Raw genomic sequence first — 14,798 nt, forward strand, 5'->3', positions numbered from 1 at the left:
TGCTAAGGAGATTCAACAATATGAGATTGATTATTTTAGGAGCAGGTGGATATGGTAGGACTATTGCTGATCTGGCAGAGCAATGCCAGATTTATAAAAAAATCGAATTTATGGATGATAACTTGATAATGCCTTCTGTTGTTGGTAAGATTGGTGATTTCGAAAAGTATATAGATGATGATACTGCGTTTTATCCTGCAATAGGAGATAATAGAATTCGGTGTGAGCTGATAAGAGAGATTGATCTTGCAAAGGGATATGTGATGTCATTAGTACATAAGACAGCTTATATAAGCCCTACGGCAAAGATAGGTAAAGGTGTGGTTGTGATGCCCAATGCTTCTATAGGAACAAATGCAGTAATAGGAGATGGATGTATTGTAAACATGAATGCGATTATTGATCATGATTGTATACTGGGGGCAGGGGTTCATATTGCACCGGGTGCTATATTAAAAGGTGAAAATAGGGTAGAATCATACACCAAAATTGAGTCTGGGGTTGTTATAGAGAGAGGAAAAATATAAAATATGATGGACGGAAGTGAATTGCCGGTATATACACGATATATAGATAAACAATCAATTTCTATTTCTGAGGCAATGAGTAAGATTAATACTAATGCTTCCGGAATTCTTTTTCTGATAGTGGAAACAGGAGTGTTATCAGCTTGTATTACTGATGGAGATATCCGCAGGTTTCTTTTGGCAGGCGGAAGTATGGATGCGCCTGCAATTGATGCCGCAAATAAAACGCCTAAAGTTGCATCAAGCATTGAGGAAGCTAAAAATCTTTACCATAAGCGAAACTGGATTGCTATTCCAATAGTTGATAACAATAATCGAATAATAGATGTGTATACAGGGGATGGAAATGAAGAGCACAAAAAGGCTGTTCTGAACACTCCTGTAGTTATTAATGCAGGTGGAAGAGGAACTCGCCTTGATCCATTTACAAAAGTTCTTCCCAAGCCTTTGATCCCTGTGGGGGAATTACCTATTATTGAGTTGATTATGAAGGAGTATCAATCATATTCATGTAATGATTTTCATATCATTGTAAATTACAAGAAAGAGCTTATGAAAGCATATTTTCTTGATGCCGAGAAAAGCTATAATATATCTTGGTATGATGAGTGTGAACCGCTAGGAACGGGAGGTGGACTGAGTCTTCTAAGAGGTAAAATGGAATCAACATTCTTTTTTGCCAATTGTGATGCGCTGTTGACTGCCAATTATGAATCAATGCTAAAATTTCATAAGGAAAATGGTAATGTGATTACGATGATCTGTGCATATAAAAATGTTAATATTCCTTATGGGGTTGTGGAAATGGGAGAGGGCGGAGTCATCCAAAGCATGAAGGAAAAACCACTAATGTCATTCCTTACTAATACAGGAATATACATTGTTGAACCAGAGGTCATTGATGACATTGAGGATGATGTTTCTGTTGGCTTTCCAGATATTGTTGAAAGAGAACGTCAGAAGGGAAAGAGAGTGGCAGCATTCCCAGTGTCTGAGAATGATTGGATGGATATGGGACAATTGAGTGAGCTTGAGAAAATGAGAGTGAAACTGTATGGGGAATAGAGAGCTTGGCAGTGAGTTCAACTTGTCTTTGGAAAAATTGACAAAGAAAAAAAATAATGTTTTTCAATATTTATCTCCATATACTTATATGGCTTGTTTTGATAGTGGAAGAAGTGCTTTAAAGCATTTAGCATCTTTTCTTATGGAAGATGAGGAAATTTTGCTGCCAGAGTTTATCTGCGAGTCTGTAATCAATTGCTTTAACAAGGTCAATTTCTATAAGGTGAACAAAGACTTTTCTATTGATGTAGATGATTTAAAAGAGAAGATTGGAAATAAAACAAAAGCAATTTTTCTAATGCATTACTTTGGACATATACAGCCTAATGATTCTTTAGAGGCGATTGCTGACATTGCCGATGAGAATGATCTTTTAATTATTGAGGACACTACTCATAGTATTTTTTCTGCTTCATCTACCATTGGTGATTATCAAATATGTAGTATTCGGAAATGGATTCCGATTTCGGGTGGCGGTTTTTTGTATTCAAAAACAGACAAATTGAATTTGTTCTGGAATTTGAAATACTCTGTGAGCACAAATAACCGTAGAACTTATGGAATGGTACTAAAGGACATGTTCCTTCGCCAGAATTATGATTTTAATGAGCAATATAGAAGAATATTTGAAGATTGTGAGCGGATTTTGGATGAACAAAAAGAAATATATAAAATGTCAGATTTTTCATCATTCATAGCAGAATGTGTTGATGTCGAAGAATTAAGGCAAATACGTATTAAGAATTATGAAATGCTTAAGAAGAGTGTGACTCCGGCGATATCTCTGGAAAATGGAGAATGTCCACTAGTGCTACCCATAAGAGTGAAAAGTAGAAATAAGCTGAGGGCATATCTTATGGATAATAGGATATACTGTGCTGTTCATTGGCCTTGCGACAATTTTCAGCCAGAGAATCGACTATTTGCAAGAGAGTGTGCAAATCACCTTATTTCCTTGCCAATAGATCAGAGATACAATGACGACGATATGTATTATTTGATTGAGGTTTTAGAGCAATATGGAGAATTGGAATTATGTTGAATGTAATACCACATTCCAAACCAGATAGATGGAATGCTATTGTAAAATCATATAATAATTGGGATATTTATTACCTTTGCGAATATGCTGTTTCTTTTCAGCACCATGGAGATGGAGAACCGCTGCTTATTCAATATGAAAGTGATGAGGAGAGCTTTTGCTATGTGGTGATGAAAAGGGATATTTCAGATGATACAAAATTTGAAGGAAGGCTGGAATCTGGGAAATATTTTGATTATGAGACTCCATATGGGTATGGCGGACCTCTATGCAACAAGACGTTAACAGAAGATTCTCAAAGGCGATTCTTAAATGAACTAAAAGAGTATGCAAGAGAAAATGGAATAATATCGCAATTTGTTAGGTTTCATCCGCTTTTAAATAATCAGGAATCATTACCATTGGTATTTGAAACCAGATATCTTCATCAGACAATTTTTATAGAGACTATTTCTCCAGATCAGATAATGTCAGATATGGATAGCAAAAATAGAAATATGGTTAGAAAAGCTAAAAAAAATGGTGTGACAGTTGAACGAAAGAGTATATTAGAATACCAGGATTTTCTTCCAATTTATGAGGAAACAATGGTAAAAGATGATGCAGAGGACTATTATTTTTTTGCAGAGGATTACTTCAAGGAACAATTGAATCTAAAAGATAATGCATGCTTTTTCTATGCAATGCTGGATAATAAGCCAATTGCCGGTGCAATAATGTATTACAATGATAATTACATGCATTATCATCTGGCAGGTACACACACAGAATATCGAAAGTATTCACCAAGCAATCTTCTTCTTTATGAAGCTGCCTGTTGGGCAAGTGAGCATGGTATAAAAAAATTTCATCTCGGTGGAGGGATGGTGGAGGATGACAGTTTGTTTGGTTTCAAAAAGCAGTTTAATAAAAATGGAAGATTGCCATTTTATGTAGGGCGAACGATTTTTGATAACGAAGAGTACAATGGTCTTTTGGAAGTAAGAAAGGAGTTGGACCCTTCGTTTAATACAAATAATAGTAGGATGACTCAATATCGATATTAATGGAATGATGATGAAATATAAAGTATGTGTTGTCACGGGAACAAGGGCTGATTATGGATTGCTGAGAGAAACCATCAGAAGACTATATGATAATAATCAGATTGATTTGGACCTGCTTGTGACAGGTGCGCATCTTAGTGACAGTTTTGGAAAAACAGAAAATGAAATAGTAGGTGATGGATTTGCGACATACACGAGGCTAGCCATACCATTAGGAGATGATTCAAAGGCGGGTATGATACATGCAACTGCAGATGCCATGCATTGCTTTGTTGACTATTTCTTGGTACATCGCCCAGATATTTTAGTTGTCCTAGGAGATCGTTATGAGATTTTTTCAGCTGCAACGGCTGCACATATGCTGGGTATACCAATTGCACATATCTCTGGAGGAGACATTACGGAAGGAGCAATTGACAACACGATTAGGCATTGTGTTACAAAAATGAGTCAGCTGCATTTCCCTGGTTGTGAGCAGTCAAGAAGAAGAATTATACAGATGGGAGAATTTCCGGAAACAGTTTTTAACGTTGGTGAGCCTGGCGTTGAGAATATAAAAAAACTGTCGCTGATGGAAAGATCAGTTTTGGCTCAGAACCTAAAATTTGAGGGAATGTTAAACGATTATGCTGTGGTGACATTTCATCCGACTACAATGGAGGACGATACAGGACTCGAACAGCTAAACGAACTGATAGGCGCAATGGATTCGCTGAAGACCATATCCTACGTCATTACTCTTTCAAATGCGGATGCGGGTGGAAAAGCGATAAATAATTGTTGGTTAGAAGAAGGGAATAGACGTGACAATTGGTTGGTTGTAAGTTCTCTTGGAGTAATCAGGTATTTATCAGCGATGAAGTATGCGAAAGTTGTTATAGGAAATTCATCAAGTGGGATTGTAGAGGCACCTTCAATGGGGGTCCCAACAGTGAATATAGGCGATAGACAAAAGGGACGCATGATAGCAGATAGCGTTGTTTGTTGTAACCCGTATAAATCGGAAATTGAGGCTGCTGTCAAAAAAGTGTTGGAGCCTGGGTTCTGGGAAATGTGTAAAAATGTAAATTCACCATTTGGTGATGGAAGCACATCAGAGATGATTGAAGAGTGTATCATGAAATACCTTAAGCAGAGAAATCACACCATCGAAAAAGGGTTTTATGATTGTATGTGACTGAAAGGGTTATAAATGGATAATAAAAACTGTTTGATTATTGCAGAAGCAGGAGTAAATCACAATGGTAAACTTTCTTTGGCGATGAAACTATGTGATGCTGCTAAAGAGGCCGGGGCAGATGTGGTAAAATTCCAGACATGGAAAACAGAGAATCTTTTAACTAGAAATGTGGCGCAAGCAGATTATCAAACTACAAATACTGGAATAAGAGAGTCACAGTTTGAAATGCTGAAGAAGTTGGAACTTTCCTATGATGATTTTTGTGCCATAAAAATGCATTGTGATGATATAGGCATAATTTTTGCTTCAACAGCAGATGAGCCTGAGAGCCTTGATTTTTTGGTTGAATTGGGAATACCATTTATTAAAGTTGGTTCAGGTGATATCGGAAATATTTCATTTTTAAGATATATGGGAACAAAGCATCTGCCAGTGATTTTAAGCACAGGGATGAGTAACCTTGCTGATGTGGATATATCAATCAGAGCGCTAATTAAGGGCGGAGCTACAGATATAACGCTGCTTCATTGCACTACAAATTATCCATGTCCATATGAGGATGTAAATCTTAAAGCGATGCTAACATTAAGAGATGCATTTCATTTACCTATAGGATATTCTGATCATACTATTGGGACAGATGTGGCAGTTGCAGCGGCTGCTATGGGAGCAGGGGTAATAGAGAAGCATTTTACATTAGATACAGGTATGGAAGGTCCCGACCATAAGGCAAGCACAGAACCTGAAGAGTTTAAAAGGTTGGTTAACAGCATCCGTAATGTAGAGGTTTGCCTAGGAACAGGCGTGAAAGGACCAACTTCAGCCGAACGGGAAATATCGAAAGTTGTTACAAAAAGAATAGTAGCAAAGAGAGAAATAACTGATGGTGATATATTTCTGGAAGATAATATTTGCATCAAGAGGAATGATACTGGAGTATTAGCTTCACAATGGGATATTATTGTGGGAAAGAAAGCAAGCCGTTCATTTAAAGTTGATGAAGGAATAGACATTATTTAAAGGGAAATTATATGCCGGATTTTTTTTTACGAGAAGCTAAGAGTGAAGATTTTGAGTTCTATTACAAACTAAAGTCTGAGGACAGCGCTATCTATTGGAGTGGCTTTGAATCTGCTCCGAACAGAGAGAATCTTTTTAAGTTTTGGGAAAAATTTGTGAATTTGGGGAGTCTAGAAAGAAAGATACTGATTCTAACTAATGGTTTCGAGTCTATTGGATATGTCCAAGCAGTCTTTGATGGCAGTAGTATTGGTCTCTCTATGGGAATATGCGAGAATAAGAGAGGTTATGGGTTTGGGAAACATATTATTGGAACTGCTATGGATTATTTTTCAGAATATACCGATTTCTTTTGTTATGTTAGAGAAGACAATATATCTTCAATGAAGAGCTTTACATCAAACGGTTTTCATGAAACGAGCAAGTTTTATTATTGTTTCTTTCCGTTAGACAATAAAGAGTATATAATGAAAAGATTAGAATTTCATAGATAACAAAAGGGAAAAAGCATATGTTAATTAGACTTGTGAATATTATGACTTTGGTTTGGAATTCAACATTTTGGGGACTGTGTGTATTGTGCCAGATGGAATAGCTTGATGAATTTAAGGAATTAGATATCCAGTAGTTCTATATGGAAATAGAATTGTTTATTGTTGCTTATGATTATGATAAATCTTGATGGAGGCGTAGAATATCATAAATCTACGAAATTAGAAAATGAAAAATATAGCTATTATTCCTGCACGATCTGGATCAAAAGGACTGGTTGACAAGAATATTAAAGAATTAGTTGGGAAACCGCTTATGGCTTATTCCATAGAAGCTGCATTAAAATCGAAATATTTTGATACAGTGATGGTATCAACAGATTCAGAGAGCTATGCAGATATAGCAAGGAAATATGGAGCAGAGGTACCATTTCTTCGATCGGAACGTACTTCTTCAGATACTGCATCATCATGGGATATGGTGGAGGAAGTGCTAGATGGGTATAGAAAAAGAGAAAAGTTTTTTGATACGTTTTGTTTGTTGCAACCGACATCTCCACTAAGGAATGCTGATGATATTATTGCAGCATATAAGCTTTTTGAAAAAAAAGCCTCTTTTGCCGTTGTTTCTGTGTGTGAAGCAGAGCATTCTCCTCTTTGGTGTGGGCAACTGCCCGCGAATAAGGAGTTTATAAATTTTCTTAATCCGGAATCTGAAAAAAGGAGACAGGATGCAGGAACGTTTTACCGGCTTAATGGTGCTATCTATATTGTATATATTGAGAAATTTAATAATGATAAGTTCTTATATAAAGAGGGAAGCTATGCATATATAATGCCTCAGAATAGAAGCTTGGATATTGATACGGATATTGACTTTAAACTTGCTGAGATACTGATGCAGAAAATAATTATTTAAAAGAACAAAAAAATTGGAAGAGTTAGAAAAAGGAAAAATAGAGATTGCAAATTTGTCGAAATTTGTGGGATGTACTTATGTTTGATGTGTAGGTATAAAGTTTTGGTGGGGAACAAACAGAAAACAGATTTTAGATATTGTTATAGAATTACCCTTGTATTATTTGCAGATACGCTAAGTGTTGTAGTAGCGTATCTGCTTTCTTTGCTTGTTCGATTTGATTTCAAATTTTGGGGTATACCCAGAATGTATATTGCGAACATTGTTTATATGCTTCCGGTAGCTATAGTGACTACTCTGACGGTTTATTATATTTTTAGGCTTTATCATAGCATATGGAGATTTGCGTCCCTTACGGAGGTTTACAGGATTGTTGGGGCGTATTTTGTTATAGCAGTTCTGCTATTTGCAGAGAACAGAATCGAACGTATCAATCTTCCCCGTAGCTGTATGTTTATGGGGATTATTCTGAATGTGATTTTCTGTATGGGGATCAGGTTTTCATACAGGATGTTCAGGGGGAGTATTTTCAGGATTAATCCTAAGGACCGTGAGCTCATGGACAGAGCTAATGTCATGGTGATAGGTGCTGGATATGCTGGAAGAGAGATAATATCAGACTTACAGCTTGATAAGCGGTATAAAGTAAGGGTTATTGTTGACGATAACAGGACTACCTGGGGAAGATACCTTTGTGGTGTCAGAATTGGTGGTGGAAGGGATAGTATTATAGAGCTTTCTGATAATTATGATATTGATAAGATTATCTTTGCAATTCCTTCTGCTAGTGATAAGGACAGGAGAGAGATTCTTAATATCTGCAAAGAAACCGGATGTAAGCTACAGATAGTTCCGGGGCTGTCACAGATTGTGTCAGGGGAAGTAAGCGTAGCAATACTTCGAGATGTTAACTTAGAGGATCTTCTTGAGAGAGATGAGATTAAGGTCAATAACGAGGAGATATTTGAAACAATAAGGGATAAGGTGGTCATGGTTACAGGGGGCGGTGGCTCAATAGGATCTGAGTTATGCAGACAGATTGCAGCAGCTTCTCCCAGACAGCTTATTATTTTTGATATATATGAGAATAACGCCTATGATATTGAGCAGGAGCTTAAGAGGAGATACCCAGAGCTTGATGTAGAGGCGCTAATTGGCTCTGTTCGTAATACGGACAGGATAAATGGTGTATGTAGGTATTATAGACCTGAGATTATTTTTCATGCAGCTGCTCATAAGCATGTGCCATTAATGGAGAAGAGCCCTAATGAGGCTATTAAGAATAATGTATTTGGAACTTATAAAACTGCCATGGCTGCAGCAAAATACGGGGCAAAGAAGTTTGTTCTGATATCCACGGATAAGGCAGTCAATCCTACTTCTCTCATGGGAGCTACTAAGCGTGTATGCGAGATGATTATTCAGATGATGGACAGAAAGTGCCAGGATACAATTTTCGCTGCTGTTAGATTTGGAAATGTTTTGGGATCCAATGGCTCTGTTATTCCGCTTTTTAAGCAGCAGATTGCCGAAGGAGGCCCTGTTACTGTTACAGATAAGGAGATTGTCAGGTATTTTATGACTATTCCTGAGGCGGTTTCTCTGGTTCTGCAGGCAGCCTTCTATTCCACAGGTGGCGAAATTTTTATACTTGATATGGGAAGACCTGTAAGGGTTGATGATATGGCTCGTAACCTTATATAGTTGTCCGGATATAAGCCCGATGTGGATATTGATATTGTCTATACTGGTCTTCGTCCAGGGGAGAAACTCTATGAGGAACTTCTAATGGATGAAGAGGGTAAGGAAAAAACAGCAAACAAAATGATATATATTGGGCATCCTATAGAGATGGATGATGCTGTTTTTGAGGAGAAGCTTAAGGTTCTTAATGAGGCGTCCAAGAAGGATAGCCTTGATATTAAGAAGATGGTTGCGGATATTGTAGGGACGTATAGTATTTGATTAGAAATTTTTGTGCAGGAATATAGGGTATTTATAATATGAGTGGTGATAATGTAATATCTTCTAGTGTGGCTGATAAAGGGATTAAAACATGGAATGATTATTTATGCTATGGGATTTTGTTTGCTATGCTTCTTTCCATTCTTAAGGCGGGCAGTTATGGATATTACCAGATATTGTTTGTAATTATGTTTATGGCTTTTACCGGAATTAAGAATAGCTATAGGCTATTGCTCACGTTCATAAAGTGTAATCCTATTGTTTTAGGAATGGCAGTTGTATATGCTGCATACAACTTTGTGAGTAGTCGTGACGTTCCTTCATGCTTATTTCCGCTCACTGTATTTTGCGTAATATTTGCAGGATTTTGTGTTTCGACTGGTGGCAGGGATGTGTCGATTGCTCATCGAAAGCTTTGGATGGTTCTATTTAGTATCTCCTTTATAAATATATTTGCAGTTTTAGAAGGTCGTTCTTTATATTTCGCGAATGCTGATATAGAGATGGGGATTTTAGTGGTTATGGCAGTTATGACTTTTCTGTTTATCGATGATGGAAAGATTATTCTTGCAGGCGAGGCTGTTATTATATTTCTAGGTGTGTTGTTACTAAGAAGGGGAGGGTTAGACTTTTCAAATGCGTTTTTGGTGAAGGATGCTGCCCAGGAGTTTTCGCATGGAGGAATTATGGAGAAAATTCTGGGGCATGGATTCCTTCAATTGATGAAGAATACAAATGGGATTTCAAACAATACGATGGGGGAATTGTTGTATGATTATGGACTTGTGGCTGTAATCTTATTTTGCGTGTTATTTATATATGCTCTTTATGTCCTTATTACTGATAAGGACAAAGAGAATAAGAAACAGTCGTTTCTGCTGATGGTTTTGATGATTATGAGTCTGTTCTACTCAGCAGTTTATTGGGAGAATGGAGCGTTTTTATTATTTGCTGAAATAGGTGTTTTTCTTGGAGTAAGGGCACGTAGTAAAGATAAGTAAAGTAAGATTTATTAGCAGTTAATTTGGAATATTGGGTAGGATAATGGAAAAGAGATTAGTGTCCTGGAAGGACTATTTATTTATAGGGCTTGCAATAGCCGTGATGATGGAGATAAGGGTGGATTCAAGAGAGCAGTTTTTTCAGCTTTTGCTGATAGCTGTTTTCTTTGTGTTTACAGGTTTAAAGGAAAATGCAGGGCGTCTATGGGAATTTGTTTGTAAATTTCCAGTTTATGCGGCTGCCACTGTGGCGTGGACAATATTCTTTGTTTTTATAAATAGAGAAAAGCCTTATTCTGATAAGTATGCGATTTCTGTTTTTGGAATAATCTTTGTTGGATACCTCCTTGCTAAGAAGGGGGAAGAATATGTCAGGGCAACTTTTGACAAGATGTGGCTTGTATACTTCATTTTGTCCATGTGCTGCTTTGTGAATTTTATTGTTTATAACCATGGTCGTGGGAGGATGCTTTTGTTCTTCCAGAATCCTAACTGGGAAGGGTATTCTCTTATCTTTTTCCTTTTTATCAGTTTGTTCTTTGTGGAGAGCAGGGCGAAGATGATAGTTGGTACTATCTATGCTCTGGTGGCTTTGCCCTGCACAGGTGGTAAGGCTAATACATTGGTTGCAGTAGTTGTAGTTGCCGGGTATATCATAAGGATTGCTGTGCTAAAAAAGAAAAACAGTGGAAATAAGCAGAAACAGTCGGATTCTGAGGATAATAGTGGTAGTAACATAGGGGTTAACAATAAACGTAAAAAAGCTATGTTAATAGCCGGTTCTGTCATTGTTTTAGTGGCGGTGCTTGTTCTGCTTTACAAATTTGGAAAAGGTACTGTAGATAATCTTTGGATCAGATATAAAGTAATGATGGATGATCTGATGAGGGTTATTAGCGGCAAGGGCCAACCCGCTGATTCTGGTACAAGTACCACCATAAGAATTATGGATGCCCTTGAATCCCTTGAGACATATCCTACAAAGGATATTCTGAAGGCACTCCTGGGTCGCGGACTTATGCATCAATATAACTTTGCCATAAGACCTATGACTGCAAAATTGTTTGCTATTGCAGGTGGAGGGATTGCCGGTCCCGCAGAGAATACTTTTCTTTCTATGATGTATGACTCCGGGGCTGCCGGCTTTTCTATGTATGGCGCAGTATATGTGGCTTCTTTTATTAGCTTTATCAAGAGTAAGGATGCCTTTTTACGGAAGCTGGCGCTCATTCTTATCAGTATAATGACTATTGGTCTTACAGTTGATATGGAATACCTTACTGCCATTATGTTTGTAGAATGGATTGTTGTAGGTATGTTCCTCGGAAGGCTGGATGATCTTAATGAGAAGAGGATGCTTGCTCCCGGATTAGTGGGGTTCGGACTTTTGATACCGGTTATTTATATTCTTCCTAAGTGCTTATCATGGGTTAAGACCATGACTAACGGGGTTACAGTGGTAAGCAGCGGTTCATATGCTGGTGCTGTGCCTGCAGTTATAGTTATTATTGCAGTAGCTATACTGGGGCTAATTTGTGCTATCAGTATTTCTTCTTACAGAATGTTTTCCATAGGCAGACTCCTAAATAGAGATATTATCAGAATGGCTGTATTTATGCTTGTGATTATTGGCGGAGGTGTGTTCGCTAATAGCTTTGTGGCGAAGGTACAGGGAGCTGTTACAGAAAGAGTAGCTGCCGAGAGGGAGTTTATAGAGGAATTAAGAGAGAGTACAGAGGGAAGACTATATGTTGACACCTTCCCGGTTGTTTATGACAGGGCTTTGGGTGACATTAGCAATACGGTTCTGTGCTCTCGGGGGCTGGTGGTTTATGATGACACTACAATTATTGCGGATAAGAGTCTTGATTCACATATGTTTTCAAGCAGAGGCTTTCTGTATGCACCTATTTCTGAGTGGGATGCAATTTATACCAATGATGAGGCTGTGATCAGAGCTCTTGATGAAAAGGGCGTGCGCTTATATGGCTATAATCCTGAGGTAAAGACTTTAGATATACTGAAAGGTAACAGAGCCTTTATTTATCCCGGGAAATATGAAGTGTCCTATGACATTAGTATAGAGCCTAATGAGTATAAGGATGATTATCTGGTATGCGAACTGAAGGTTACCAATACTGCGGATGATTCTAAGATTTATGAGAGACATTTTTACAGGAGTCAGTTCGATGAAAATGGTCATCTAATCTATGATGACATAGTTACTTTGGGTTATTACGAGGCTGAGTTTACAGTTGAGGGCGGTGAGGAGTATGGTCTTATCTTTGATAAGGTTGAGTATGCTCGTAAGCCCGACTATGATCAGAGAATTAAGGTTGATTATGCCGGAAGAACGATTTTTGCCCAGTATTTCGATTTAGAGGGTAACCCCTATGAGCAGTCCGGGGGGTATTATGGAACAGAGTTCGAGTATGATGATAATGACAATAATCTTATGACTAGGTATCTTGGGGAAGATTTGCAGCCAGTTGAGATCAGTTCTGGTTATGCGGAGGTAAGACGAGAATATAACGCAAGGAAGTGCTTGAAAAAGGAAAGCTATTTCGGAGCTGACGGTAACCTAATTTTGCTATCAGGTGGGTATGCTGAAATCAGGAAGAAATATAATGATAAAGATCAGTTATCTCAGGATATGTACTATGGTACTGATGGTAATCCTGTAGTAATATCTGGTGGCTATGTTGGTGTAGCATATGAATATGATAGCTATGGCCGTGTGAAGAAGTATACATATCTTGGAGAGGATGGTAATCCTGTTGTGATTTCTTCAGGATATGCAGTCCTTCGAAGAGAGTATAATGATAAGGATTTGGTTGTAAGGGAAGAGTACTATGATGTAGATGATAATCCTCTTGCTCTTACTTATGGCCAGGCTGCTGTAGAATATGAGTATGATGATAATTTGAATCGTGTTGTAGATAGGTATTATGATACAGATAATCAGCCGATTTTGTACAATGATGCATTTTGGTATGTTCAGCGTACTTACAATGAGGATAAGAGGTGTGTAAAGGAAGAATATTTTGGCACAGATGGTAATCCTATTGAGATTTCCAGTGGCCAGGCTTCTGTGGAGTATGAGTATGATGATCATGGGAATGCTGTAGAGTATAGATATTTAGGCGTTGACGGCAATCCTGTTATTATTACGTCAGGGTATGCTGTACTTAAGAAGTTATATAATCAGCTTAATCAGCTTGAGAGAGAGGAATATCTGGATGAGAATGGTGATCCTGTAGCTCTTGCAGCTGGACAGGGATTTGTAGAGTACGAGTACGATGAAGCAGGGAACAGGGTGATTGACAGGTATTATGACGCTGATGGTAACCCTGTTAACTATAATGATGCATATTGGTATGTTTCCAGAACATATAATGAAGATAAGAGATGTGTTAAGGAGGAATATTTTGGCACAGATAATAAGCCTCGAATGATTTCTGCGGGATATGCGGCATATACTATTGATTATGACGAAGACGGCCGGGCAGTTAAGTATGTATATCTTGGTACTGATGGGATGCCGGTTATTAATTCCTCGGGTTATGCAGTACGTCGTTGCTACTATAACGATGATAATCAGCTCATTCGTGAAGAGTACTATGATGCAGATGATGTAATTGTAGAACTCTCAGGTGGTCAGGCTTCGGTAGAATATGAATACGACGAGGCTGGAAACCGTATAATTGACAGATACTACAATATTGAGAATCAGCCTGTGTTGTATAATGATTCATATTGGTGCGTATTAAGAACATATGATGAGAAGAAGCGCTGTGTTAAGGAAGAATATCTCGGAACAGACAACAAACCTATTCTTCTCGAGAATGGCTATGCCGGATATACTAATGAGTATGATGATAAGGGTCTTGTTACAAAGAATGTATATCTGGGAGTAGATGGAGATCCTGTGATTACAGCTTCTGGTTATGCTATAAGTCATCATATCTATAACGATGATAAGAGGCTTATTCGGGATGAATTCTATGATAAGAATGATAAGCCTATGGCATGCTTTGGATGTCAGTCTTCTGTAGAATATGAGTATGATGATGCAGGAAACAGAGTTGTAGATAGGTATTATGGTTTAGATGGTGAGCCAGTTCTTTGCGATAAGGGATATTGGTACGTTTCAAGAACTTTTGATGAGAAGAAGAGAGTTATTAGGGAGGAATATTACGGAATAAATGATGAACCAGTGAATACTTCTGACGGGTATTCTTCTATAGAGTATGTTTATGAGGATAATGGTGCGCTTTTGGAGAAGGTGTTCCGTGATGTTAATGGGAATGAGGTTGAAGAAGAGGATTAGGGATATATTATTACAAGAAACAAATCCAATAATGGGGGAATAGGCTAAATGGAACGACATAAACTTGATTTTCATCCGAGACCAGAAGAGGGTGTATTTGCCTTAATCATACAGAAGATGATATCTATAGGTTTGTTATGCTATCATTTATAATGAGTATGGTATAGAAGGACTATTTATATGCTAAACATTTATTATGGTGATATGCCGGC

10 protein-coding genes and 1 pseudogene are annotated in these 14,798 nt (G+C 37.7%); all 11 read left to right on the forward strand.

Annotation, left to right across the window (positions count from 1 at the left end):
• Nucleotides 1-20: 20 nt before the first annotated feature.
• Entirely contained in the window at nt 21-527 is a 507-nt protein-coding gene (locus G587_RS0103875; RefSeq protein WP_026491176.1) for a PglD-related sugar-binding protein, read from the forward strand.
• A 3-nt stretch (nt 528-530) separates the two neighbouring features.
• Nucleotides 531-1,592, forward strand: a complete 1,062-nt coding sequence (locus G587_RS0103880; protein WP_242830029.1) for a sugar phosphate nucleotidyltransferase — start codon at nt 531-533, stop codon at nt 1,590-1,592.
• Nucleotides 1,582-2,634: an aminotransferase class I/II-fold pyridoxal phosphate-dependent enzyme gene (locus G587_RS0103885; RefSeq protein ID WP_026491178.1), complete on the forward strand. Its 1,053-nt coding sequence runs from the start codon at nt 1,582-1,584 to the stop codon at nt 2,632-2,634. Before G587_RS0103880 ends, G587_RS0103885 begins: the two co-directional genes overlap by 11 nt.
• Entirely contained in the window at nt 2,628-3,680 is a 1,053-nt protein-coding gene (locus G587_RS0103890; protein ID WP_026491179.1) for a lipid II:glycine glycyltransferase FemX, read from the forward strand. Before G587_RS0103885 ends, G587_RS0103890 begins: the two co-directional genes overlap by 7 nt.
• A gap of 10 nt (nt 3,681-3,690) precedes the next feature.
• Nucleotides 3,691-4,857, forward strand: coding sequence for a UDP-N-acetylglucosamine 2-epimerase (gene neuC / locus G587_RS0103895; RefSeq protein ID WP_026491180.1), 1,167 nt, complete (start codon nt 3,691-3,693; stop codon nt 4,855-4,857).
• A gap of 15 nt (nt 4,858-4,872) precedes the next feature.
• Nucleotides 4,873-5,880, forward strand: a complete 1,008-nt coding sequence (neuB, locus tag G587_RS0103900; RefSeq protein ID WP_026491181.1) for an N-acetylneuraminate synthase — start codon at nt 4,873-4,875, stop codon at nt 5,878-5,880.
• A gap of 11 nt (nt 5,881-5,891) precedes the next feature.
• Entirely contained in the window at nt 5,892-6,374 is a 483-nt protein-coding gene (locus tag G587_RS0103905; protein WP_026491182.1) for a hypothetical protein, read from the forward strand.
• A gap of 226 nt (nt 6,375-6,600) precedes the next feature.
• Complete coding sequence (locus G587_RS0103910) at nt 6,601-7,290, forward strand: acylneuraminate cytidylyltransferase family protein (RefSeq protein ID WP_026491183.1); 690 nt, start codon at nt 6,601-6,603, stop codon at nt 7,288-7,290.
• Nucleotides 7,291-7,866: 576 nt separating this feature from the next.
• Nucleotides 7,867-9,255: pseudogene (locus G587_RS26585) on the forward strand (polysaccharide biosynthesis protein).
• Nucleotides 9,256-9,293: 38 nt separating this feature from the next.
• Nucleotides 9,294-10,256 (forward strand): hypothetical protein, encoded by a 963-nt coding sequence (locus G587_RS0103920; protein ID WP_026491184.1) that lies wholly within the window; start codon nt 9,294-9,296, stop codon nt 10,254-10,256.
• A gap of 43 nt (nt 10,257-10,299) precedes the next feature.
• Complete coding sequence (locus G587_RS0103925; RefSeq protein ID WP_026491185.1) at nt 10,300-14,586, forward strand: RHS repeat protein; 4,287 nt, start codon at nt 10,300-10,302, stop codon at nt 14,584-14,586.
• Nucleotides 14,587-14,798: the final 212 nt, after the last annotated feature.

It is taken from the genome of Butyrivibrio sp. XPD2002 (assembly GCF_000423945.1).
GTDB lineage: Bacteria > Bacillota > Clostridia > Lachnospirales > Lachnospiraceae > Butyrivibrio.